Consider the following 24,677-nt stretch of genomic DNA (forward strand, 5'->3'; position numbering starts at 1 on the left):
TGGGGGTTGCACCCCCACAAAACACACAGCTCCACCAAAAAGGCGAGCGCTCTCCGCGAGCACTCGCCTCCCTTGGTGGAGCTGCCGGGAATCGAACCCGGGTCCTCCGCCGCGTCTTCAGGGCTTCTCCGTGTGCAGTCCGCTGTGCCTCTACTCGGATCTCCGGGTCCCGCGAACAAGCCCGGATGACGATCCCAGTCGCTGTTGGATGTCCCGTCCTACTCCGCGACCGAGCCGGACGGTGAGCCCTCTAGCTGATGCCGGCACCGGAGCCGAGGGCATGCCCCGGGCCGACAGAGACGCTCTGCTGATCAGGCAGCGAGAGCGTACTCGCGCTGATGAGAATCGGCGCTTAATTGGTTGCAACGACGCTTACGGTGGTCTCTTGCCTGCACCGACACGCTTCCCCTGAATCTACGTACGCAGTCGAAACCGTTCAGCCCCGTACGCCCCGGCGCCTTGCCGGGCTGTTCATATTAACACCGCCGCAGCGCGGGATCATCCCGATAATCGGCGGTGGCCGAGGGGCGCGCTCGAGCCAGGTCAGCGGGGCGGATCGGCAGGCCGACGACGCAAGTCCGAGGGGGCCGATCCGGCAGCGCCCGCCCGGCCCCGGCGGCGGGCGGCGCTGTCTCTGGGCCCGCGCACACCCGACGCCTCGACGACTTACGGCGCGCAGCAGTGCAGCGCCAGCGGGCCGCGTTCCATGTTCCACACCCAGGTCGCCGCCCTGCGACGGCGGCGGGCCGCCCAGCTGAGCACCGCTGGGCCGCGCACACCCGGGGCTTCCCGGATGCTGGTAGCCAATTCCGGTGGGCTGAAGCCGAACCCGACTTACACTGCACGAGCCGTACGATCGGCTCTGAGCAGCGGATCTCGATTTCAGACTAAGGAAACACTTTGGCAGTTCGCACCATTCGGGACAGGTTGCTGCGCCTGTCCGCCCTCGCCGTCATAGCCGGGCTCCTTCTGTCCGGCTGTTCGGCCATGCGAGACAGATCGACCCGGGCCGTCGAGCCCGGTGTCACCTCGGACCCGTGCCCGAACGCGGTCGACTCCCGCAAGGGATGTATCTATCTCGGCGTGCTGTCCGACCTGACGAGTGGGCCGTTCGCCGCGCTGGGCAAGGACATCCACAACGGTCAGCTGGCGTTCTGGAAGGCGGTGAACGAAGCGGGCGGGATCGCGGGCAAATACGAGGTGGATATCACCACCTACACCGAGGACACCGCCTACGACCTGCAGAAGCATGCCGAGGCGTATGAGCGAATCGAACCGCATGTGCTGGCCCTGTCGATGAGTCTGGGCACCGTGCAGACGCAAAGGGTGCTGTCAAAGATGGACGCGGCGAACATGGTCGCCATCGCAGGAACGCTCTGGTCGGGCTGGCAATTCGAGAACAGCGACAAGGGTCTGCTCCTGGAATCCGGCTACTCGTACTGCTCCGAGGCGATCATCGCCTTGGACTGGATCGCGGAGCACCTGGCGAAGCCCGGCTCCCTCGCGACGGTCAGCTACCAGGGGGACTACGGCGGCGACTACTCCACCGGGGCGAAGAAGTGGGCCTCCGCCAACCGCGTCGACGTGGTGGCGCAGATCGAAACCGAGCCGAACACGCGGATCGGCAACCAGGACGCCGCGGTCGCCAAGATCCTGGCCGCCAAAGCCGATCTCGTGCTGCTGGCCACGGGTCCGGCGGAAGCGGGCGAGATCATGGGCAAGGCGGCGTTGGCCGGTTACCAGGGCCGGTTCCTCGGCTCGGGTCCGACCTGGAACGGGGGCCTGCTGAAAAGTCCTGCGGCGACGGCGATCACGGCGCGATACAACATGACCTCGCCGCTCGACGGCTGGGACGGCACCAGCGCGGGCGCCAAGAAAGCGCGGGCCTCGGCCACCCGGGAGCCGTCCACCTGGGGTTACAGCGCGGGCTGGATGTTCTCCTACCCGATGAAGGCGCTGCTGACCCGGGCGGTGGTCGAAGGCAAGCTGACCAGGAAGGGCGTCCGCCAATCGGTGCAGGGTCTGCGCGTCGACTATGAGGGCGCGATCCCCGAATACACTTACGGTGCACCCAAACCCGACCTTTCCCGGCAGCGGGCGGTCATCGAGGCGCCCGACCAGACAGCGCCGCTGGGCGCGAAGACTCTGGCGTCCGGATACCACGGCCCGACCCAGGACCGCATCACCCTGACCGAGCCCTGCGTCCAGCCGTAAGCGAGCAAGACATGCGTTTCCACAGCACTTTCCGTCGCCTTTTTCGCCTGGTGGCCGCGCCGCTCACGATCGCACTCGTGCTGACCGGCGCCTGCTCCACCTCCTCGCCCGCGGCGACGCCCGGAGTCACCCGTGAGCCCTGTCCGCGCGCGCTGGACCGCGCCAAGGGCTGCATCTACCTCGGCGTCCTGTCGGACCTGAACAACGGCCCCTTCGCCCCGCTCGGCAAGTCCCTGCAGGATGGGCAACTGGCCTTCTGGAACGAGGTGAACAAGCAGGGCGGGATCGGCGGCTACGAGATCGACATCGCGACCTACACCCGCGACACCGCCTACGACCCGCGCAGACACGTCACCGAGTTCGAGAACGTGGCGCCGCACGTCCTGGCGCTGGCGATGAGCTTCGGTACCGCGCAGACGCTCGCGGTCCTACACGAGATGGACGAGGCGGACCTGGTGACCGGCGCGGGCACCCTCTGGTCGGGCTGGCAGTATCGCTCCACCGACCGGGATCTGGTGCTGGACGACGGCTATTCCTACTGCACCGAAGCCGTGCTGGGCCTGGACTGGTTCGCGGAGAATCACTATCAGCCGCGCACGCTCGGCGTCGTCGCCTATCGCGGCAACTACGGCGGTGATTACGCCAGCGGCGCGCTCAAATGGGCCCTGGACAACGGGGCGAGGATCAGCTCGCGCATCGACACCGGACCCAATGCCGAAGTCGGCAACCAGGATTACCCGGTCGCCGAGATCATGGCGAACCCGCCCGATCTGGTTCTCTTGGCCACCGGCCCGGCCGAAAGCGCCGAAATCATCGGCAAACTCGCGAGGTCGGGCTACACCGGCCGGTTCCTCGGGTCCACCCCGACCTGGAACAGCGCGCTGCTCAAGACACCGGCCGCCCCCGCGCTCATGTCGCTGTACAACTACACCTCGCCGTTCGACGGCTGGGACGGCGTCAGCGCCGGAGCCCAGCGCGCCAGGAACGCCGCGACGAGCGAACCGACCAATTTCGGCTACAACTTGGGCTTCGCCATCTCGTATCCGATGAAGGCGGTGCTGACCAAGGCCGCGGAGACCGGCCGCCTGGACCGCGCGACCGTCCGCAAGGCCGTCGCCGGGCTGACCGTGGATTCCGAGGGGATGGCGGCGCCGCAGGTCTACGGGCGTGAGGAGCCCGACGTGGCGGCACAGCGGGCGGTGATCAATGTGCCCGATCCGACCACGTCGCTGGGTTCACGGACCGTGGTCGCCGATTACCGCAGTCCCACCCTCGAGCGGATCTCGATGCACGAACCCTGCACGAGGTGATCCGCCGAACGGCCGGGTGACAGCGGGTGGCGGGCAGTCCAGTGCCCGCCGCGCCGCCCTGCTCACCCGGCTGACCGCGCTTTCAGGAGGCGGTCAGCGCATGCCTTTCACCCGGCGTCCCAGTTCACGGGTGACCTCTCGCTCCGCGGTCCGCCTGGCCAGGTCCTGGCGCTTGTCGTAGTCCTGCTTGCCCTTGGCGAGGGCCAGCTCGACCTTGACCTTGCCGTCGGAGAAGTACATCGACAGCGGAACCAGCGTCTGGTTGCCCTCGCGCGACTTGCCGACCAACCGCTCGATCTCACGCTTGTGCAGCAGCAGCTTGCGCACCCGCCGCGGCGAGTGGTTGGTCCAGGTACCGTGGCTGAACTCGGGGATGTGCAGCCCACGCAGCCACACCTCGCCGTTGTCCACCGTCGCGAAGGCGTCCACGAGGGATGCCTTGCCCTCGCGCAGGCTCTTCACCTCGGTGCCGACCAGCGCGATCCCGGCCTCGTAGGTGTCCAGGATCGTGTAGTTGTGCCGCGCCCGGCGGTTGGTCGCGATGACCTTGCGCCCCTTCTCCTTCATAACGGTCAACTCTAAGTGACCCGGCAACCGGTTTATTCCCGCAGGTCGCGGACGCGCTAGTGGCCGTGGCCCAGCACGATGTAGAGCGCGAGGACAGCGACGAACGCGACGAGCAGCACCACCGTCGACATCCGCGGGATGCCGGGCCGGTCCGGCGGCGGGCGATGCCGCAGCCACACGCCGTCCACCGCCGGGTCGATCCTGTTGCGGACGTTCGGCGGCGCGTCCGGGGAATCGCCACCCGACGACCCAGAGGAAAGGTCGCCGACCTCATCGCTGGAACCCTCATCCGGTGCCATAGGCAGCACGGTAGCCGCCGCGACGGTGGCACGCCGCAATTCCCGCGCCGCGCAACACACTTGGAACTCAGGCCAGGCGGCGCCGGAAGGCCTCGGAGGAAGCGCCCGATGCCGGGTCCACGGTATGGACGCGCAGATCGACGGCGTCCGGGGCCAGCTCGAGGACCATGAAACCCAGCTCGTGGAAGTTCTCGTACAGTGCGCTGTGGCCCGCGTTCGGGGCGATGCGCGGCTCGGCGCCGACCGTCTTGGCGGCGGCGCCGGACACGATCTGCCGGGTGCCCTTCGATGCCACGGTCGGTTCCAGCACCTGCAGGGAATGGTCGTGCCCGGAGAGAATGAACTGACACCTGCCGGTCACGTGGTCCTCGATGAAGCGCTTCACGTGCACGCCGTTGATCGGCTCGATGGGCAGGCCCTCGTAGCAGCCCGCGCTGCCATGCGGCCCGTTGTTCAGGTACGGGTGGTGGGTGCAGACGATCTTCCAGGTCGCGGGCGAGTCGGTGAGGGCGCGGTCGAGCCAGTCGCGCTGCTCGTTCATGAACTGGCCGTCGACCGCCCAATAGGGTGAGAAGACCGGCGGCACGTAGGCGGCCAGCGGATTGAGGTCGAGCACGAAGAACTCGACCACGGGATCGCGCTCGGGAATCCGCACCGAGTAGTAGCGGCTCGGCATCCACCAGCGCCGTGAGGTGGCGTGGTACTCCACCTCGAGGTTGCCGCGCAGCAGCCACCCGCCGTCACCACCGAGGACGGAACTGTTGTCGTGGTTGCCGAGCACCATCAGCCAGGGGAAATCCAGTCCAGCATTAGGGTTTTCGAACTTGTCGGCGAACTGCGCATCGGCCGCGCCGCCAGGGCCGTGCTCATAGATGTTGTCGCCGAGCCCCAGTGCCAGCGAAAACGGTTCGTGGCTGTGGAAGGCGCGCATCGCGTCGGCGACCGCCCACTGAGTCCGGGTTCCCGTACCGGCATCGCCGGTGACCAGCACTCGCACCCGGCGGTCGGCCGGGAAGGGGAACTTGATGACGCCGTCGGCGACCGGTACGGCTCGCGCGGGTGTGCGGCCGACGAGCGTCGCGCCCGCCGCGAGACTCGCCGCACCGACGAGGAACCCGCGCCGCCCGATCGTGTCACTGTTGCTCACGCTGTCCTCCACAGTGTTTCGCGCCCCCGTCGGGCGACCATCCTCGCCTATTCGTCAACTGTGCGCCGGACGCGGCTCACGCCTCGGCGAGTACTTCGAGCACCTGCTCGCCATACTTCGCGAGTTTGTTCTCGCCGACACCGCTGACCTTGCCGAGTTCGGCCAAGTTCGCGGGCTTGCGTGCCGCGATCTCACGCAGGGTGGCGTCATGGAAGACGACGTAGGCGGGGAACCCCTGTTCCTTGGCGGTGGCCGCGCGCCATTCGCGCAGCTTCTCGAACAGCGGCAGGTCGGCGGGAGCCATTTCGGCGGCGACCGGCTTCGCGGTCTTCGCTGCGCGGGCGGGCTTGGCCACCCGCTCGGGTTCCCTGCGCAGCAGGACCTGGCGTCCGTCGAACAGCACCTCGCTGCTGGCCTCGGTGAGCGTCAGCACTCCGTAGTCGCCGTGCACGGCCAGCAGGCCGCGGGCGAGCAATTGCCGGACCACGCCGCGCCATTCGGTGTCGCGCAGGTCGGTGCCGACACCGAAAACCTTCAGCTCGTGATGGTCGTACTGGAGCACCTTTGGGTTCTTCTTGCCGAGCAGGATGTCCACGATGTGGCCGGCACCGAAGCTCTGGCCGCGTTCACGCTCGAGCCGCAGCACCGCCGACAGCAGTTTTTGCGCGGCCACCGTGCCGTCCCAGGATTGCGGCGGAGACAGGCAGGTATCGCAGTTTCCGCAGGGCAGGCCGGGTTCACCGAAGTAGGCCAGCAGCTGGGTGCGGCGGCAGCTCACCGTCTCGCACAAGGCCAGCATCGCGTCCAGGTGCAGTTGGAGCTGGCGGCGGTGTGCGGCGTCGCCCTCGGAGGCGTCGATCAGTTTGCGCTGCTGCACGACGTCGCTGAGTCCGTACACCATCCACGCGGTCGACGGCAGCCCGTCCCGGCCCGCGCGACCGGTCTCCTGGTAGTAGCCCTCGACCGACTTGGGCAGGTCGAGGTGAGCCACGAACCGTACGTCGGGCTTGTCGATGCCCATGCCGAAAGCGATGGTCGCCACGACGACCAAGCCGTCTTCGCGCAGGAACCGCGACTGGTTCGTCGCGCGGGTGCGATGGTCCAGGCCCGCGTGGTACGGCACCGCGGTGATGCCGTTCTCGGTGAGGAAGGCAGCGGTCTTCTCCACCGAGTTGCGCGAGAGGCAGTAGACGATGCCCGCGTCGCCCTGATGCTCGGTGCGGATGAATTCCAGCAGCTGGCGCTCGGGGCGGTTCTTCGGCTCGATCCGGTACTGGATGTTGGGCCGGTCGAAGCTGGACACGAAGCGGCGGGCCGCGCCGAGGTCGAGGCGCTGGATGATCTCGTCCCGCGTCTTCTCGGTGGCGGTCGCGGTGAGCGCGATCCGGGGCACGTCCGGCCACCGCTCGTGCAGCATGGACAGGCCGAGGTAATCGGGGCGGAAGTCGTGGCCCCACTGGGAGACGCAGTGCGCCTCGTCGATGGCGAACAGCGCGACCTTGCCCCGATCCAGCAGTTGTGCGGTGGATTCCAGGCGCAATCGCTCCGGCGCCAGATACAGCAGGTCGAGTTCGCCCGCGACGAATTGCGCCTCCACCATGCGACGCTCGTCGGGGTACTGAGTGGAGTTGAGGAAGCCCGCACGCACGCCCAGAGCGCTGAGCGCGTCCACCTGGTCCTGCATGAGCGCGATCAACGGCGAGATCACCACGCCGACGCCGGGGCGTACCAGGGCGGGCACCTGATAGCACAGTGACTTGCCGCCGCCGGTCGGCATGAGCACCAGCGCGTCACCGCCTGCGATCACGTGCTCCACGATCGAGCGCTGGTCGCCGCGGAAGCTCTCGTAACCGAAGACCCGGCGTAGAACCTGATGCGCCGCAACGGATCCCGCGTCCGCAACGGACGCGTCGTCGATCGCTACAGCCGCGAAATCATCGGGGGAAGTCACCCGGCCCATCCTACGAGCGCTCGGCCCCGGCGGTATCGGCACGGTTCGGCGTTCACCCTGGTCGACCGCCGAGTTCCACACATGGGGACAACTGAATTCGGCTTACCCCGACGCGACCCGCTGACGTGCGCATTTCCCGCACCGGCGGGAAATCGCCGACCCTCCCCGGCCCCTCCGGCGCTGTTATGTTGTCGCTCATGGCAACAGGGATTGGAAACCGGGCGCGAGCGGCACTGCTCACCGCCGCCGTCGTCGCCGGAGTCGCCGCCGCGATGCCGACAGCGCAGGCGGAGACGTTTCCCGCGATGTGTTCCGACGGGTGGGAAGCCACCACTGTGGTCGAGGGTGTCGGCAATCTGGAGAACCTCGATGCCGACGGGCACGGCGGCTTCTACGTCACCGGGCTCATGGACGGGTACCTTGCGCACGTCGACCGCACCGGGCGCATGGAGAAGCTGGTCACCGATCTGCACCGGCCCGCGGGCGTGCGCGTAGCGGGGCGGTACGTCTACTTCCTCACCGGTGACGGACTCAGCGAGCCGCCGGGCACACTGCAGCGGTACGACATCGAATCCGGCACGGTGAGCGTCCTGCTGACCGGGCTGAACGGCCCGAACGGTCTGCTGTTGCTGCCCGACGGCAGCCTGCTGTTCACCACCATCGGGCTTGCCGGTTCCAATGGAATCTCGCGCTACTGGCCCGAGACGAACGAGTACGAGCGGGACTGGTCCAGCCTGCCCCCGTCCAACGGCATCGCGCTGGCCGCCGATGGCAAGTCGGTCTACGTCGACACCATGACGCTGCAGATCCTCCGCGTTCCGCTGGACGATCCCGCCCACCCCGGTCCCGTCTCGGGCATTCCGGAACTGGTCGCACTGCCCGACGATATGGAGGCCACCCGCGCGGGCGCGCTCTTCGTCGCCGATCACATTCTCGGCGCCGTCTACCGAGTGGACACCGCCACCGGCGCCACCTGCGCGATCATCACCGGTCTGATCAAACCCGGCCCGTTCCGCAATCCGCCCGACGGCGCCACATCGGTGCGCATCGACCAGGACGGGGACTCCTGGGCGTTGTTCGTCACCAGCATGGACGGCACCCTGCGTCGCCTGCGGCCACCAACCGGTGTCGATCTCACCCCGGCGACACAACGCCGGGCTGAATAGGCGTACCTCCGCGCCTTCGCTCGGGCCATGTGCTCTTTGCGTACCTCCGGGCCTTCGCTCCGGCCATGCGCATCTGCGCACCTCCGCACCTCCGCTCCGGCCATGGCTCTTTGCGTACCTCCGGGCCTCCGCTCCGGCCATGCGCTTTCTGCGTACCTCCACGCCTTCGCTCCGGCCATACGCGTTCTGTGTACCTCCGCGCCTTCGCGACCCTCGTACCCGTCGTACGACCCGGACTGCCGCCAAGGACAGCTGTTTTGGGCGCAGCCGTTGCGCGGACCGCGGGAGCGGGCCGAAGCCGAACAGCGGGAAGCGGCGCTGTTCGGGCACGACGGTCAGCCCCGAAGCCGGTGCAACACCTGGTCGTGGAGCAAGCCGTTGGTGGCGATGGCATCGCCACCGTGCGGCCCCGGTGTGCCGTCCAGAGCGGAGAAGCGACCGCCTGCTTCGCGGACGAGGATGTCCAGGGCGGCCAGGTCCCACAGGGATACTTCCGGTTCGGTGGCGATGTCGACGGCGCCCTCGGCGAGCAGGCAATAGCTGAGGAAATCGCCGTAACCGCGCACGCGCCACACCTCGTCGGTCAGGGCGAGGAACGCATCGCGCAGGCCGCGCTCGCGCCACCCGGACAAGCTGGAGAACGCCAGGCTGGCCGAGCCGAGCTCGCCGACGGCGGACACCGAGATCTCCTTGGCCGGCTGCGCTTCGAAGCTGGCCCACGCCCCCGAGCCCGCGGCGGCCCACCAGCGCCGGACCAGCGCGGGCGCGCTCACCACGCCGACGACCGGCTCCCCGTCGGCCAGCAGCGCGATCAGAGTCGCCCAGATCGGCACCCCGCGCACGAAGTTCTTGGTGCCGTCGATCGGGTCGACCACCCACTGCCGTCCGCTGAATGCGGCGGCACCGCCGAATTCCTCGCCGAGCACCGAGTCCTCCGGCCTGGTCTCGGACAGCACCTGCCGAATCGCCTTCTCCACGGCCAGATCGGCGTCCGACACCGGTGTCAGGTCCGGCTTCGCGTCGACCTTCAGGTCCAGCGCACCGAAGCGAGCCCGGGTGATGGCGTCGGCCGCGTCGGCCAGCCGCAGGGCGAGTTCGAGATCGGAGGAGTACACAGCCACGCCCCGCACCCTATCGGCTGGGCATCCCGTGATCCCGGTGCGGTGACCGACGCCAGCCGAAGGTCGAGTGCACCGAGATCTCGGCGCGCCCGGCTGATCCGCGCCGGACCCTACTGACAGGAAGCGCACCGCCGCGCGGACCGGCCACGGCTTCACGAAATCGTCGCGTGTAGCTGTGCGTACCAGCGGTAGTTGGCCCGGTAGTGCGCCGACCGAGCATCCCGTGCGTATCGCGGGCGCCCCCTGCGCCGCACGGGCGAACCGCACTGCTGGCAGCCCGCTTGCCACCTGTGCGGTTCCTCCCGCTTCGGGCCCGCGCATCCGCTGACGTGGTATCTGCTGTCCGCCGCCGCAGTGCTGTTCGCGATCGGCACCAAACTGCGGGGCGTCTCCGGGCACTCGCTCCATCCGCTCGATGACGCGTTCCCCGCTCGGCTACCTCCGTGTCGGTCTCGCCGCGCTGAACTGGCTGTGGCCGCCGCCAGGTAGCGGGCTGGAGACCACAGCGGTCTCGGTTCCGCGCTCACGCCACCGGTTGCAGCGACCTTGCGGCGGTCAACGCGCTTGCCCACCAGTGCAACTGGTCGAGCATCGCCGTCGCGGCGGCCGCGGGCTCGTCGGGTTCCAGCAACCGGCCTTCGCTGTCGAAGAGCAGGTAGTAGCGCGGGAACGAGACGTAATTGCGCACCGTGTGCGCGTTGAGTTCGTTGAAGATCTGGCGCAGATGCTCGATGGCGAGCAGGCCCCCGCTGCCTCCGCTGTAGCCGACGAATCCGATCGCTTTGGCGTCCCACTGCGTGAAGTGCCAGTCGATGGCGGCCTTCAGCGAGGCGGGGACGCTGCGGTTGTAGTCCGGTGTGACGATGACGAAAGCGTCGGCCTCCCCGAGCCGACGGGTGAGGTCGGTCATACCCTCAGGGCGCCGCGGGTCCGGATTCAGCGCCGGCGGTTCCGCGGGCAGTTCCAGGGGGATCTGCGCATCGGCCAGATCGATGACGTCCACCTCGAACAATCCGTGCCGCCGCGCCTGTTCGGTGAACCACGCGGCCACGACGGGTCCGAAGCGTCCCTCCCGGACGCTGCCGATGATCACCGCGAGCTTCAGTGGTGCGTTGGACATGCTGTTTCTCCTCGGATCACTTCCAGCGACCCGGATCGGCCGCCGGTCCCCAATCTCCGGCTCATCGCCCGCCCCAGGGAGACCGCCGTAAGAGTGGTAGTGGCAGGGACACCCTCCGGCCGTTTCGTCTTGTTAGGTTCGTCGATGTGAACGAGCGTCAGCGAGTGAACCGCAAGCACAGCGCGCCATCGCGCACGACGGAGCCGAGCGCCAGCGAGGCGCAGTCGTGAACGAGCGTCAGCGAGCGAACCGGAAACACAGCGCGCCATCGCGCACGACGGAGCCGAGCGCCAGCGAGGTGGAGTCGTGAACGATAACGAGCTCGGACTCTTTCTGCGCACCCGCCGCGAAGCCGTGACACCCGCGCAGGTCGGCTTGCCTTCCGGACCGCGGCGGCGCACCCCCGGATTGCGCCGCGCCGAACTGGCCACCCTGGCCGGTGTGAGCGTCGAGTACGTGACCCGTCTCGAGCAGGGCCGCGACCGTCATCCCTCGCCGCCGGTGCTGTCCGCGCTGGCCGACGCGTTGCGGCTGAGCCCAGCCGAGCGCGTCCACCTGCACCGGTTGAGCAAGTCGGTCGACAGCGGGTTCAGCTGCATGGGTGACGCGCAGCCGCCGCGTGACGTGCGGCCAACGGTGCGCGCGATCCTGGACCGCTTGGAGCCCGCGCCCGCCGTGGTGGTCAACCGCCTCACCGAAGTGCTCGCCTACACCGACGGCTACCACCGGCTGATGGCGCCGACCGGCCTCTTCGCCGGACCCGCTACCCCGCCCAACCTGGCGCGTTTCGTGTTCTGCGTGCCGGAGGCCCGTACTTTCTTCGCGGACTGGGAGCACGTCGCGAACGAGACGATCGCCACGTTGAAACAAGGCCCGTTCCGCGCTGACGCGCACATCGCCGCCCTCGCCGACGAACTCACCGTCACCGTCGGTCCCGCCTTCGCCGACCGCGTGGACAAGGTGCCCAGCTTGGCCGCCGCCACCGGTGTCACCCGGCTGGCCCACCCCGATGCCGGTCCGCTCCGCTTGGCCTACGAGGTTCTCGATCTTTCCGCCGACGACGACCAGCGGGTGATCGTCTATCTCCCGGCGGACGACGCCACCGCCGCCGCCCTCGACACGCTCACCGGCCGCCGCCCCGGCGCACTGCGCGCCGTCTCCGGCTGACGGCACGGCTGCCCGACTCGGCCGAACCGGTAGGTGGCTCACATCACGCCGAGATCAGCGGCGACCGAGCGCCGCGGCCAGCACGCCGAATTCCAAACACCAACTGCGCCAAGTGCGGTCGGCGTTTAGGGTAGGAACCCATGAGGCGTCCATCACACCGCACCCGGACGGTGCCGGGTGAGGGGCGAGCGCAGCACCTCCCGGAGATCGGCCCCGTCCGACCGCAATCGAGGCAGCTCAGCCGCGCCGGTGCCCCACCGCGTCATCCCGCGCGCACTCGTGTGCTGCGCCCATCGAGGGGCAGCTAGGCTTGACGATCGTGCATCCTGACGTTTCCGCTGATCTCGCCGAACTCGACGCCACACTCAAGACGGTCGAGTCGGTCCTCGACATCGACGAGCTGCGCCGTCGTATCGACGAGCTCGAGCACCAGGCCGCCGACCCCGACCTGTGGAACGACCAGGACCACGCGCAGCGGGTCACCAGCGAACTGTCGCACGCCCAGGGCGAGCTGCGCCGGGTCGAGGAGCTGCGTCAGCGCTTGGACGACCTGCCGGTGCTCTACGAGCTGGCCGAGGAGGAAGAGGGCGAGGCAAGGGCCGCCGCGATCGCCGAGGCCGACGCCGAGCGCGCCGCGCTGCACGGTGACGTGGAGGCGATGGAGGTCCGCACGCTGCTGTCGGGTGAATACGACAAGCGCGACGCGCTGGTGAACATCCGTTCCGGCGCGGGTGGCGTGGACGCCGCCGACTGGGCCGAGATGCTGATGCGCATGTACATCCGCTGGGCCGACCGGCACAAGTACCCGGTCGAGGTCTACGAGACCTCGTACGCCGAAGAGGCGGGCATCAAGAGCGCCACCTTCGCGGTGAAGACGCCGTACGCCTACGGCACCCTGTCGGTGGAGATGGGCACGCACCGCCTGGTGCGGATCAGCCCGTTCGACAACCAGGGCCGTCGCCAGACCTCCTTCGCCGAGGTCGAGGTGCTACCCGTGGTGGAGACCACCGACCACATCGAGGTGCCCGAGACGGAGATCCGCGTCGACGTGTACCGCTCGTCGGGTCCGGGCGGCCAGAGTGTCAACACCACCGACTCCGCGGTCCGCATCACCCACATTCCCACCGGCATCGTGGTCACCTGCCAGAACGAGAAATCCCAGCTGCAGAACAAGATCTCGGCCATGCGCGTGCTGCAGGCCAAGCTCTTGGAGCGCAAGCGGCAGGAGGAGCGCGCCGAGATGGACGCGTTGAAGACCAACGAGGGCGCGTCCTGGGGTAATCAGATGCGCTCCTACGTGCTGCACCCGTACCAGATGGTCAAGGATCTGCGGACCAACCACGAGGTCAACAATCCGTCGGCGGTGCTCGACGGCGACATCGATGGGTTCATCGAGTCCGGTATCCGCTGGCGAATGCGAGAGCAGGCGAGCTAGATGAATGTCGCGGGAATCCAGGCGATCGCCTCCACCGGTTTCACCACGTGGCTACGCGGTTCGGGCCTGGAGATCGTGCTGCTCATTCTCGGGGCCGTGCTGTTCAGCCGGTTCGCCACGTTCGTCAGGGACCGGGTCACCCGCAAGATCGACGCCGGATTCCACAGCAGCGACGCGCTGGTGCGCACCGAGGCGGCAAAGCACCGGCACGCGCTGGCCCAGGTGATCACGTGGGTGGTGCTGACCATCGTCTACGTGCTGATCACCATGGAGGTGCTGCGGCGACTCGGTTTCGCCGTCACCGGCTTGGTGGCGCCCGCCGCGGTGCTCGGCGCCGCGCTCGGCTTCGGCGCACAGCGCATCGTGCAGGACATCCTCGCGGGATTCTTCCTGATCACCGAGCGGCAGTACGGATTCGGCGATGTGGTCCGCATCGCGGTGACTGGAGCCGCGGAGCAGGCCGAGGGTACGGTCGAGGACGTCACGCTGCGGATCACCACGCTGCGCAACGCGGACGGTGAGGTGATCACCGTGCCCAACGGCCAGATCGTGAAAGTCACGAATCTGTCGAAGGATTGGGCGCGCGCCGCGATCGACGTGCCGGTGGCCGCGAGCGCTGACATCACCAGGGTCAACGAGATCCTGCACGAGGTCGGTACAAAGGCGTACGAAGACGCTCGTCTGAAGCCGCTGCTGCTGGACGAGCCCACCGTCATGGGTGTCGAAGACCTCACCGTAGACCAGATGAACATCCGAATGGTTGCCCGCACGTTGCCGGGCAAGCAGTTCGAAGTCGGACGCGAACTGCGAGTGCGTGTCGCCGCAGCCTTGCGCCGGGAGGGAATCAGTGAGACCACGTAGATCCACGGCGATCCTGATGGCCACCTGGGTCGCCACCTTCGTGCTGTATGTATTCGTCAAACCCGAGGAAACGACCACCGTGCCGACCACGCTGGTCAACGCCATTCCCGCGGCGGTGCTCTCCGATCAGCCGAGCCCATGATCCGGGCCGACCGAGCCGCCGCCACGCTGTCTCCCACGGTTGACGACGCAGGCCGCTCGCGGTTGCTGGTTACACTGGCTCCCCGTGATCACCATGCGGAACGTGACCAAGTCGTACCCGACCTCGACGCGGCCCGCGCTGGACAACATCACCGTCGATGTGGGCAAGGGCGAGTTCGTCTTCATCATCGGACCGTCCGGCTCGGGTAAGTCGACCTTCATGCGGTTGCTGCTCAAAGAGGAGTCGCCCACGTCCGGCGAGATCCGGGTCGCCGATTTCCGGGTGGACCGGTTGCCGGGCCGCAAAGTGCCCAAGCTGCGGCAACGCATGGGATGCGTGTTCCAGGACTTCCGGCTGCTGCAGCAGAAGACGGTCTACGAGAACGTGGCGTTCGCGCTGGAGGTGATCGGCAAGCGACGCCAGGTCATCCAGCGCACCGTCCCCGAGGTGCTCGACATGGTCGGCCTCGGCGGTAAGGCCGATCGGCTGCCGAGCGAGCTGTCCGGCGGCGAACAGCAGCGTGTGGCGATCGCGCGCGCGTTCGTGAACCGGCCGCTGGTGCTGCTGGCCGACGAACCGACCGGCAACCTCGATCCCGACACCAGCGCCGACATCATGATGTTGCTGGAGCGGATCAACCGGATCGGCACCACGGTGGTGATGGCCACCCACGACAACCACATCGTCGACGCGATGCGCAGGCGGGTGGTGGAGCTCGATCGCGGCCGCCTGGTGCGCGACGAGGCGACCGGCGTCTACGGGGTGGGCCGATAATGCGCGCGAGTTTCCTCTTCGGCGAGGTCGCGGCGGGCCTGCGCCGCAATGTCACGATGACCATCGCGATGATCCTGACCACCGCGGTCTCCCTGACCATGCTCGGTGGCGGTCTGCTCGCGGTGCGCATCGCGGACAAGACCGAGCAGTACTTCCTCGACCGCCTCGAGGTGCGGCTGTACCTCACCGAGGAGGTCTCGGCCACCGACCCGGACTGTTCGCAGGACCCGTGCCGGTCGCTGATGGCCGATCTGAAGGCGACCGGCGGCGTGGAGTCGGTGCAGTTCCTCAACCGGGACGAGGCGATCCGCGAAGCCAAGGAGAAGACCTTCAAAGACCAGCCCGAGCTGGCCAAGTACGTCAGCGAGACGCCGCTGCCCGCCTCGCTGCGGGTGAAGATGGAAGACGCGCAGCTGTATCCGACGATCTACGAGAAGTTCTACGATCGGCCCGGCGTCGGCATGGTCCGCAACGACAAGGACATCGTGGACCGGCTGGTCAGCCTGTTCGACGGGTTGCGCAACGCGGCATTCGGCTTGGCCGTGCTGCAAGCGCTGGCCGCGTTGCTGCTGATCGCGAACATGGTGCAGATCGCCGCGTTCACCCGCCGCACCGAGGTCGGCATCATGCGGTTGGTCGGCGCGACGCGGTGGTACACCCAGTTGCCGTTCCTGCTCGAGGCGGTAGCCGCGGCACTGGCCGGTTCGGTGCTGGCGATGCTCGGCCTGCTGGCCGCCCGCCCCCTGGTGATCGACCGCGCTCTCGGCGACCTGTTCGCCAGCAAGGTCTTCCCCCGCATCACCGGTGACGACATCGCGATGACCGCGCTGGTCATCGCCCCGGTCGGCATAGTGTTCGCCGCACTGACGGCGTACGGGACGTTGCGGTACTACGTGCGCGAGTGATCGTCCGAGCCGGAGACCGCCTTCACTGAGCGACCGGCTCGACCCCGCTTGCCATTGGGTAGCGGCTGTTCGGCGTCACAGCACCAGGTCGGTCAGCTGGTCCCAGTCGAGTTGGATCCGAATCGGGAGATCGACAGCGAACGCCGTGCCGGGCTTCAGCACCCGGGCCAGTCGATAGTGGCCGACGCTGTGGTCGAGACCATAGGTCTCGATCGAGAGCACGTCGCTGTCCGACACGCTGACCAGCCAATACCAGGGGATACCAGCAGCGGCGTACTCGCCCATTTTCTCGAGCCGGTCAGTTTTGACATGGCTGGGCGAGATGACCTCGACGGCGATCTTCAGATGGCGGGCGGGCACTGGGCTGACATCCGCCGGGACACATTCGAACAGCGCGACGTCCGGGCGTCGAATGGTCGCTCTGGGCACCTCCCAGAGCACCACATCGAAATCGTGGTTGGCGTCCAGGCAGGCTGAAGGATCTTCGCCCATATGATCGCGGGCCGCCGTCTCGAGCATCGCGAGCAGCCGGTGGACCGCTTTCTGGTGCGCCCGGGTCGGTGATTCGCAGCGAACCGCATCTCCGTTCACCACCTCTACCAGGCGGCAGAACTCCTCGGGAAGCTCCCGCCAGATGTCGACCGTAATCGGCTCGGGCTGGACATTGTCCGGTCGGGCCCAGTCGAAGATCGCTGACATGAGGCGGATTCTAGTCGTGGGCCACGGTCGAGCCGCGTGAACGAGCAGCGGCCGCGCCGCGGAGAAAGAAAGTGCAGCTCATCGTGGTGACCGCCATAGCGCGAGCAGGACGGCGAGCACCACCGCAGCGATTATGGGCACTTGTCCAGCCTGACTCGGATTCCCCGCGTAAGCTGCGCCTCGACGCATTTCTTACTCTGAAGTAAGATAGCCTTACTCAAGAGTAAGATTGCTGGGGACAGACCGCACCACCCCTCCGAGAATCCGAGAAACAGCAGGTAGATGATGAGCACTCGAGACAGCGCAACGAAGCGACGTCCAGACACGTCCGCGGTCGGCCTGAACCAACCCAAGCGGGATTGGATGGGCGCGGCGATGCGAGTCATGACGACCATCACCGGGTCGGAACTGGCCGAGAAATACAACCTGCGCAAGCCGATCGAGCGCGTCACCTACGAGGGCACCAAGACCGGCTTCCGCACGCTGGGCGCGGCGACCCGCGCGTTCGCCAAGGTCGCTGGCACCGGCGCGCCCAAGCGCCTGGCGGCGAACGAGGCGAAGAACAAGGACTATTTCGACCTCACCCCCACCGACGAGCAGCAGATGATCGTCGAGACGGTGAAGGAATTCGCCGCCGAGATCCTGCGCCCGGCCGCCTACGAGGCCGACAACGCCGCCAAGGCGCCGCGCGACCTGCTGGAGCGGGCCGCTGAGCTCGGCATCACCCTGATCAACGTGCCGGAGGAGCTGGAGGGCGCGGCCGCCGAGCGCGGCGCGGTCACCAACTCGATGGTCGCCGAGGCGCTGGCCCACGGCGACATGGGTCTGGCGCTGCCCATCCTGGCGCCGAGCGGCGTCGCGGTCGCGCTCGCGCAGTGGGGCAGCGACGCCCAGCAGAAGACCTACCTGCCGTCGTTCACCGGGGAGAATGTGCCGCAGGCGTCGGTCGTGATCAGCGAGCCGCGCGCGCTGTTCGACCCGTTCGCGCTGCAGACGAAGGCGGTGCGCTCGCCGAGCGGCTACCGGATCTCGGGCGTGAAGTCCCTGGTTCCTGCCGCTGCCGACGCCGAACTGTTCCTGATCGCCGCCGAGCTGGATGGCCGTCCGGCACTGTTCATCGTCGAGTCGGACGCGCCCGGGCTGGTCGTCGAGGCCGACCCGAGCATGGGTCTGCGGGCGGCCGGACTGGGCCGGTTGATCCTGGACAACGTCGCGGTCGGCGCCGATGCCATCCTGGGCGATGGTGACGCCAAGTCCCGCGCCGAGGACTACGCCGACGCCGTGCGCCTGGCTCGTCTCGGGTGGGCCTCGCTCGCCGCGGGCACCGGGCAGGCCGTGCTGGACTACGTGATCCCGTACGTGAACGAGCGGGAAGCGTTCGGCGAGCCGATCTCGCACCGCCAGGCGGTGGCGTTCATGGTCGCCAACATCGCGATCGAACTCGACGGCCTGCGGCTGGTGACCCTGCGCGGCGCCTCCCGGGCGGAGCAGGGCCTGTCCTTCGGGCGCGAGGCGGCGCTGGCCCGCAAGCTCGCCGCCGACAAGGGCATGCAGATCGGCCTCGACGGCGTGCAGTTGCTCGGCGGCCACGGCTACACCAAGGAACACCCGGTCGAGCGCTGGTACCGCGACCTGCGGGCCATCGGCGTCGCCGAAGGCGTCGTGCTCGTCTGACCAGGCCCGTTCCGTTTTCCAGGAGACCTCATCATGATCAACCTCGAACTCCCCAAGAAGCTGCGGGCCAGCGCGAACCAGGCCCACCAGGTCGCCCAGGAGATCTTCCGCCCGATCTCGCGCAAGTACGACCTCGCCGAGCACGACTACCCCGTCGAGCTGGACACCATGGCCGCCATGGTCGAAGGTCTGGCCGACTCCGGCACCCAGAAGATCGGCGGCGCGGCCGGTGGCCGTGCGGAGGACAGCGAGAGCGACCGCCACGCCACCGAACTGCTCGGCAACACCAACGGCGGCAATATGTCCGCGCTGCTCAACGCGCTGGAGACCTCGTGGGGAGACGTCGGCCTGATGCTGTCGATCCCCTACCAGGGGCTGGGCAACGCGGCGATCGCCGCCGTCGCCACCGACGAGCAGCTCAAGCGCTTCGGCAAGGTGTGGGCCTCGATGGCGATCACCGAGCCGTCCTTCGGCTCCGACTCCGCCGCCGTGTCCACCACCGCCGTGCTCGACGGCGACGAGTGGGTGCTCAACGGCGAGAAGATCTTCGTCACCGCGGGTCAGCGCTCCACCCACATCGTGGTGTGGGCCACGGTCGACAAGAGCCTCGGCCGCGCGGCGATCAAGTCGTTCGTCGTGCCGCGCGACGCACCGGGTCTGTCGGTGGCGCGGCTCGAGCACAAGCTCGGCATCAAGGCTTCCGACACCGCCGTGCTGCTGCTGCAGGACTGCCGGATTCCGAAGGACAACATCCTCGGCAGCCCGGAAGTCAACGTGGAGAAGGGTTTCGCCGGGGTCATGCAGACCTTCGACAACACCCGTCCCCTCGTCGCCGCGATGGCGGTCGGCGTCGCCCGGGCCGCGCTCGAGGAGCTGCGCTCCATCCTGACCGCGGCGGGCGTGGAGATCTCCTACGACACCCCGGCCAACAACCAGCACGCCGCCGCCGCCGAATTCCTGCGGATGGAAGCCGATTACGAGGCCGCCTACCTGCTCGCCCTGCGCGCGGCGTGGATGGCCGACAACAAGAAGCCCAACTCGCTCGAGGCGTCCATGTCCAAGGCGAAGGCGGGCCGCACCGGCACCGACGTCACCCTCAAGGCCGTCGAACTGGCCGGCGCGATCGGTTACTCGCAGCGCACGCTGCTGGAGAAGTGGGGCCGCGACTCGAAGATTCTGGACATCTTCGAAGGCACCCAGCAGATCCAGCAGCTCATCGTGGCGCGGCGCATTCTGGGCAAGACCAGCGCCGAGCTGAAGTGATGTCGAATCAGACAGTGTGACAAGGCAATCCGGTGCGGGTTTCGACTCGCACCGGATTGCTGTCACTGGCTACGAAGTGTCGTCTCGGCTATGGACCTGGAGCCGTAGGCTCCGTAGCCTTCGCACCCATGTGGAGCATCGTCGTCATCGCCATTGTCAGCTGCGTTGTGATCGCAGTGGGATTCGCCAAGGGGCTGCCCTGAGGTCGTCTTCACAGCGCGCGGCGGCGATTCGCCGAACCGGCCGCCCGCGTGATGCTTACTGGTTGCCCTCAGCAGCGCCCTGCGCTTGGGCCGCTCCCGCGGCGACGTACCCGGCGGTGGCGAGTAGCTGGCCGATCTGCTCGTAGGTAGCGCGCTCTCGTGGCGCGATCGTCGCGAGACCGTCCACGTAACGGTTGAACATGCAGAACGCCGAGGCGACCAGGACCGCGTCGTGGATGTCCTCGTCTTTGGCGCCCGCCGCGCGGGCGTTCTCGACATCCTCCCGGGTAACGTCGAGGCCCGACTGGCGCACCTTGTCCGCGATCCGGAGCAGCGCGCGCAGTTTCGGGTCGATGGCCGCGGACTCCACGTCGTCGATGACGGCGTCGATCACGTCGCGACCGCCCTCCACCAGTGCCGCGGCGGTGGCCGAATGCGACTGCGTGCAGAAGTAGGTCTTGTTGCGCGACGACACGAACGCGGCGATGGTTTCGCGCTCCCCGGGGGTGAGCGGCGATGACCCGCGCAGCAAGGTCTGCGCGAATTCGCTCAGCGCAGCGCCGGTTTCGGGTTTGAAGGCGAACAGACCCCGGATACCGGGCAGGTCGCCGGGGACAGCGATGAACGGTTCACGGTCCTTCGGATCGGACATTTTGGCCGCGTCTCCCTTCGAGCGGTCTCGAGTCGTGGTGAGGGTAGCGCGCCCGACCGGCGAGACAGGATGAAAAAGACAAAATCGAGTCCGTGACCCATCTGAGACTGATTTGTCTGATTTCGTTGTGATCTGTCACACTCCGCACTGCTACGGTGGCGGACAACACGCCGTACTGGTTCGCTAGGTCGAGTACCGACGCGAGGGTTTTGTGGAGGTTTTTTCGACATGAAGGTGGCCCACACTCTGGAGGTTGTGAAGGCTCTAGGGGTGCTCCGGAAGGCGGGTGTCAGCGACCCCCGCAAGCCGGTGGAGACGCTGCGGACGATGAAGGAGTCGAAGATCCTCGGCCCTCAGGCCACGCTGATCCGGCACTCCGCGCGAGTAGCGCCGGACGCCCCGGCCATCGCCGACGAGGCGGGCGTACTGACCTACCGCGAGTTGGATGAGCAGTCGACCGCGATCGCACGCGGGTTGCAGGCGGCGGGTATCACCGAAGGCACGGTGATCGGCGTCCTGGCCCGCGACCATCGCGGCCTGATCCTGTCCATGGCCGCCGCGGGCAAACTCGGCGTCCGGGTGGCGCTGATGAACACCGGGTTCGCCAAACCGCAGTTCGCCGAGGTGTGCGCACGCGAGAAGGTCAAGGCTGTGCTGCACGACAGCGAATTCCTCGGCCTGCTCGACGCCCTGCCGGCCGATCTGCCGCGCTACCTCACCTGGGTCGACGAGGGCACCCCGCTGCCCGCGGACGCCCAGACGCTCGACGACCTGATCGCGGCGAACTCGACCGAGCCGCTGCCCGCGCCGAGCAAGCCGGGCGGCTTCATCATCCTGACCAGCGGCACCACCGGCCTGCCGAAGGGCGCGCCGCGCACCAAGGTCACCCCGCTGTCCACGGCGCAGTTCGTGGACCGCATTCCGTTCCCGCAGCGCGGCACCATGATGATCGTGTCGCCGATCTTCCACAGCACCGGTCTGGCCACCTGGCTGGTGGGCACCGCCTTGGCGAACAAGGTGGTGATGCGGCGCCGCTTCGACGCCGAGGCGACGCTGAAAGCGATCGCCGACGAGAAGGTCGACATGCTGGTGGCGGTACCGACCATGCTGCACCGGATGGTCGAACTCGATCCGGCGATCCGGGCGAAGTACGACACCTCCTCCCTGAAGGTGATCATGCTGGCCGGTTCGGCGCTGCCCCCCGAGCTCTCGATCAAGGCCACCGAGGTGTTCGGCCCGGTGCTCTACAACCTCTACGGCTCGACCGAATGCGCGGTCGCGACCGTGGCCAACCCGGAGGACCTCGCCCTGGCACCCGGCACCGTCGGACGCCCGCCGATCACCTGCGAGGTGCGACTCTTCGATGACAACGACCAGCCGGTCACCGCGATCAACACCACCGGGCGCATCTTCATCCGCAGCGGCGCGCCCTTCGAGGGCTACACCGACGGCCGCACCAAGCAGGTCATCGACGGCTTCATGTCCAGCGGCGACGTCGGCCACTTCGATGAGAACGGCCTGCTCATGGTGGACGGCCGCGACGACGACATGATCGTCTCCGGCGGGGAGAACGTCTTCCCGCAGGAGGTGGAGAACCTGCTGCTGGAGCGGCCCGACATCTTCGACGTGGCCGTGGTCGGCGTGGACGACGTGGAGTTCGGAAAGCGGCTGCGCGCCTTCATCGTTCCGGAGCCGGGCCACACGCCGGACCCCGAGGAGATCAAGGCGTACGTCAAGAACAACCTGGCGCGCTACAAGGTGCCGCGTGAGGTGGTCTTCCTCGACGACCTGCCGCGCAACGCGACCGGCAAGCTGCTGCGCCGCGTGCTGGTGGACTACGAGGTCAAGGCCTGATCGACGGATGGGCGCGGTGGGATTGCGCCAGCCTTTCCACCGCGCCGCTTCCGGCAGATGCGATCGCCCCGCGCCGTTGCCACCCAGCGCGACCGCATCAGCCGAATCCGGCTCCCGAGCGAAGGGAGACCGGGCATTTGCCAGCTCGCGTCCGACCGATCGCCGAGCCCGCGATGACGTCGGCAGCAGTGGTCGCCGCGACGTGAGCCACGAGGATGCCGCTGAGTGCCACCGGTGCCGCGGATAGAACATCCCATTACCCGCGGGTAGGTTTCCGCGAGATACGTGACACATCCGGTCACAGATGCTTGCTACTGTTAGCGGCAGCACTGGCCCTCGATATTGCGGCCTGCACCACTCGGAGGACCGCCGGGTGGCGCCGCCGGAAGGTTGTCGTCGATGTCTCTTTCCCTCCCCCCGCTGGCCGACACCGCCCGTAAGGCGGGCGATCTAGCCCTTGGCGTGAACGTGATGGTGAAGCGGCGGTTGTTCAATCCGCTGCGCCCGGACCACGCGGCGCGCTCGGCACGCAACGTGCTGAAATTCGGGCCGTTCGCCGGGGTCGTCATGCACGCCGCGCAGACCAGGCCGCACGCCGGGGCCATCGTCGACGAGCGCGGCGAGCTGACCTTCGGCCAGCTCAACGACCAGTCCAACGCCTTGGCCCGAGGATTGCAGGCCCAAGGCATCAATCCGGGTGACGTGGTGGCGATCCTCGCCCGCGACCACCGCGGCATGGTGCTGAGCCTGCTGGCCACCGGCAAACTCGGCGTGCGCGCGGTGTTGATGAACACCGGTTTCGCCAAACCGCAGTTCGCCGACGTGGCCGAGCGCGAGCACGTGAAAGCGGTGCTGCACGACAGCGAGTTCTTCGACCTGATGAGCGCCATCCCCGCCGCGATCCCGCGCATCCTCACCTGGGTCGACGAGACCGACGACGTCGACCCGTCGATTCCGACCATCGAGACGCTGAGCACGAGCCGTTCCACCGCGCCGCTGCCCGCGCCCGTCAAGCCCGGCGGCATGGTGATCCTGACCAGCGGCACCACCGGAACTCCGAAGGGCGCGCCCCGCGACCGGGTGAGCCCGTTCGCCTCCGCCCAGTTCGTCGACCGGGTGCCGCTGCCCAACAACGGCACCATGATCATGGCGGCGCCGATCTTCCACGGCACCGGACTGTCCCAGTTCACCCTGGGTCTGGCCCTCGGCAACCGGGTGATCTTCCAGCAGCGCCGGTTCAATCCCGAGCAGACCCTGGCCAATATCGCCCGGTACAAGGCGGATTCGCTGGTGGTGGTGCCCACCATGCTGCAGCGCATCCTGGACCTGGGCGAGGACGTGCTGGCCAAGTACGACGTGAGCAGCATCAAGGTGATCTTCGCGGCGGGCTCGGCCATCGCGCCGGACGTGGTGACCCGCACGCTGGACTACTTCAAAGACAGCCTCTACAACCTCTACGGCTCCACCGAATGCGCCGTCATGACCGTCGCGACCCCCGAGGACCTGCGCAAGGCGCCGACCACCGCGGGCAAGCCGCCGGTCGGCATCCGCATCGTGCTGCTGGACGAGAACCGCAAGCCGATCACCGAGCCGAACGTCACCGGAACCATCTTCGTCGACAACGGCTTCGCCTTCACCGGCTACACCGACGGCCGCACCAAGGAGATCGTCGACGGCATGATGTCCAGCGGTGACGTCGGGCATTTCGACGCCGACGGCCTGCTCTACATCGACGGACGCGACGACGACATGATCGTCTCCGGCGGCGAGAACGTCTTCCCGCTCGAAGTGGAGAATCTCATCGCGGGCCGCGACGACATCTTCGAGGCCGCGGTGGTCGGCGTGGACGACCGCGAGTTCGGCAAACGGCTGCGCGCTTTCGTGGTGCCCGGGCCCGATTCCAAGCGGGACCCGCAGGAGATCAAGGACTACGTCAAGGCGAACCTGGCCCGCTACAAAGTCCCGCGTGAGGTGATCTTCCTCGACGAGCTGCCCCGCAACGCGACCGGCAAGCTGCTGCGCAAGCCGCTGATCGAGATGGAGGTCGACGCGGGCTGATCGGCTCGCGTCCAGGACCGGCGGCGCGGCGTCCTCGTCGCCGCGCCTGCCGATAGTTTCCTCACGATCTGTAACCCTGAGCCTTGCTCAGAGCC

22 protein-coding genes and 1 other RNA gene are annotated in these 24,677 nt (G+C 67.8%); 13 read left to right on the top strand and 10 right to left on the bottom strand.

The genetic code is table 11. The annotated features are described in order from the left end of the window. Positions 1–73: 73 nt before the first annotated feature. Positions 74–444, bottom strand: a transfer-messenger RNA (tmRNA) gene (ssrA, locus tag ON34_RS34220). 222 nt (positions 445–666) lie between these two features. Beyond that, entirely contained in the window at positions 667–807 is a 141-nt protein-coding gene (locus tag ON34_RS36135; RefSeq protein ID WP_157172341.1) for a hypothetical protein, read from the bottom strand. A gap of 93 nt (positions 808–900) precedes the next feature. Here ON34_RS36135 and ON34_RS19620 point away from each other — a divergent pair, with 93 nt between their 5' ends. Beyond that, a complete protein-coding gene (locus tag ON34_RS19620; protein ID WP_051022874.1) occupies positions 901–2,214 on the top strand; it encodes an ABC transporter substrate-binding protein in 1,314 nt (437 codons plus the stop codon). Between the two features lie 11 nt (positions 2,215–2,225). After that, positions 2,226–3,524: an ABC transporter substrate-binding protein gene (locus ON34_RS19625; protein ID WP_051022875.1), complete on the top strand. Its 1,299-nt coding sequence runs from the start codon at positions 2,226–2,228 to the stop codon at positions 3,522–3,524. A gap of 93 nt (positions 3,525–3,617) precedes the next feature. Here ON34_RS19625 and smpB read toward each other — a convergent pair whose 3' ends face one another. The 4 genes from smpB to recQ form a co-directional block, all read right to left on the bottom strand. Further along, the gene (smpB, locus tag ON34_RS19630) at positions 3,618–4,091 is read right to left on the bottom strand and encodes an SsrA-binding protein SmpB (protein WP_040781289.1); all 474 of its coding nucleotides are present in this window, start codon (positions 4,089–4,091) and stop codon (positions 3,618–3,620) included. Positions 4,092–4,147: 56 nt separating this feature from the next. Next, on the bottom strand, positions 4,148–4,390 hold the full coding sequence (locus tag ON34_RS19635) for a WLR motif membrane protein (protein WP_040781291.1): 243 nt from the start codon (positions 4,388–4,390) through the stop codon (positions 4,148–4,150). Positions 4,391–4,457: 67 nt separating this feature from the next. Further along, on the bottom strand, positions 4,458–5,537 hold the full coding sequence (locus tag ON34_RS19640; protein ID WP_040781489.1) for a metallophosphoesterase: 1,080 nt from the start codon (positions 5,535–5,537) through the stop codon (positions 4,458–4,460). A 76-nt stretch (positions 5,538–5,613) separates the two neighbouring features. Continuing rightward, entirely contained in the window at positions 5,614–7,488 is a 1,875-nt protein-coding gene (recQ, locus tag ON34_RS19645) for a DNA helicase RecQ (protein WP_040781491.1), read from the bottom strand. A gap of 197 nt (positions 7,489–7,685) precedes the next feature. Between recQ and ON34_RS19650 the strand changes: the two genes are divergently transcribed. Further along, positions 7,686–8,654: an SMP-30/gluconolactonase/LRE family protein gene (locus ON34_RS19650; protein ID WP_040781493.1), complete on the top strand. Its 969-nt coding sequence runs from the start codon at positions 7,686–7,688 to the stop codon at positions 8,652–8,654. Positions 8,655–8,989: 335 nt separating this feature from the next. Here ON34_RS19650 and hisN read toward each other — a convergent pair whose 3' ends face one another. Next, a complete protein-coding gene (hisN, locus tag ON34_RS19655) occupies positions 8,990–9,775 on the bottom strand; it encodes a histidinol-phosphatase (RefSeq protein ID WP_040781293.1) in 786 nt (261 codons plus the stop codon). A gap of 523 nt (positions 9,776–10,298) precedes the next feature. Further along, positions 10,299–10,895 carry an NADPH-dependent FMN reductase gene (locus ON34_RS19660; protein WP_040781296.1) on the bottom strand — a complete coding sequence of 199 codons (597 nt, stop codon included), beginning with the start codon at positions 10,893–10,895 and terminating at the stop codon, positions 10,299–10,301. Between the two features lie 306 nt (positions 10,896–11,201). On the opposite strand from ON34_RS19660, the gene ON34_RS19665 reads away from it, so the two are divergent. The 6 genes from ON34_RS19665 to ftsX all read left to right on the top strand — a co-directional run bounded on the left by ON34_RS19665 (position 11,202) and on the right by ftsX (position 16,179). Continuing rightward, complete coding sequence (locus ON34_RS19665; protein WP_040781299.1) at positions 11,202–12,062, top strand: helix-turn-helix transcriptional regulator; 861 nt, start codon at positions 11,202–11,204, stop codon at positions 12,060–12,062. Between the two features lie 319 nt (positions 12,063–12,381). Next, a complete protein-coding gene (gene prfB, locus ON34_RS19670) occupies positions 12,382–13,497 on the top strand; it encodes a peptide chain release factor 2 (RefSeq protein ID WP_040781494.1) in 1,116 nt (371 codons plus the stop codon). Next, positions 13,498–14,358 (top strand): mechanosensitive ion channel family protein, encoded by an 861-nt coding sequence (locus ON34_RS19675; protein ID WP_040781301.1) that lies wholly within the window; start codon positions 13,498–13,500, stop codon positions 14,356–14,358. Then, entirely contained in the window at positions 14,345–14,500 is a 156-nt protein-coding gene (locus ON34_RS36140; RefSeq protein ID WP_157172342.1) for an Rv3103c transmembrane domain-containing protein, read from the top strand. Before ON34_RS19675 ends, ON34_RS36140 begins: the two co-directional genes overlap by 14 nt. A gap of 84 nt (positions 14,501–14,584) precedes the next feature. Continuing rightward, positions 14,585–15,274 carry a cell division ATP-binding protein FtsE gene (ftsE, locus tag ON34_RS19680; protein WP_040781303.1) on the top strand — a complete coding sequence of 230 codons (690 nt, stop codon included), beginning with the start codon at positions 14,585–14,587 and terminating at the stop codon, positions 15,272–15,274. Further along, positions 15,274–16,179 carry a permease-like cell division protein FtsX gene (ftsX, locus tag ON34_RS19685; protein WP_040781305.1) on the top strand — a complete coding sequence of 302 codons (906 nt, stop codon included), beginning with the start codon at positions 15,274–15,276 and terminating at the stop codon, positions 16,177–16,179. Before ftsE ends, ftsX begins: the two co-directional genes overlap by 1 nt. Before the next feature lie 75 nt (positions 16,180–16,254). Here ftsX and ON34_RS33670 read toward each other — a convergent pair whose 3' ends face one another. Then, entirely contained in the window at positions 16,255–16,878 is a 624-nt protein-coding gene (locus ON34_RS33670; protein WP_051022877.1) for a Uma2 family endonuclease, read from the bottom strand. A gap of 282 nt (positions 16,879–17,160) precedes the next feature. Here ON34_RS33670 and ON34_RS19695 point away from each other — a divergent pair, with 282 nt between their 5' ends. Further along, complete coding sequence (locus ON34_RS19695) at positions 17,161–18,552, top strand: acyl-CoA dehydrogenase family protein (protein WP_040781306.1); 1,392 nt, start codon at positions 17,161–17,163, stop codon at positions 18,550–18,552. 33 nt (positions 18,553–18,585) lie between these two features. Continuing rightward, positions 18,586–19,815 (top strand): acyl-CoA dehydrogenase family protein, encoded by a 1,230-nt coding sequence (locus ON34_RS19700; RefSeq protein WP_040781308.1) that lies wholly within the window; start codon positions 18,586–18,588, stop codon positions 19,813–19,815. 258 nt (positions 19,816–20,073) lie between these two features. Here ON34_RS19700 and ON34_RS19705 read toward each other — a convergent pair whose 3' ends face one another. Further along, positions 20,074–20,670, bottom strand: a complete 597-nt coding sequence (locus ON34_RS19705) for a carboxymuconolactone decarboxylase family protein (protein ID WP_051022878.1) — start codon at positions 20,668–20,670, stop codon at positions 20,074–20,076. A 228-nt stretch (positions 20,671–20,898) separates the two neighbouring features. Here ON34_RS19705 and ON34_RS19710 point away from each other — a divergent pair, with 228 nt between their 5' ends. Beyond that, complete coding sequence (locus ON34_RS19710; RefSeq protein WP_040781310.1) at positions 20,899–22,524, top strand: acyl-CoA synthetase; 1,626 nt, start codon at positions 20,899–20,901, stop codon at positions 22,522–22,524. Positions 22,525–22,923: 399 nt separating this feature from the next. Next, positions 22,924–24,582: an acyl-CoA synthetase gene (locus ON34_RS19715; RefSeq protein WP_040781313.1), complete on the top strand. Its 1,659-nt coding sequence runs from the start codon at positions 22,924–22,926 to the stop codon at positions 24,580–24,582. The last annotated feature ends 95 nt before the right edge of the window (positions 24,583–24,677 follow it).

Source organism: Nocardia pneumoniae NBRC 100136, from assembly GCF_000308755.1.
Classification (GTDB): Bacteria; Actinomycetota; Actinomycetes; order Mycobacteriales; family Mycobacteriaceae; genus Nocardia; species Nocardia pneumoniae.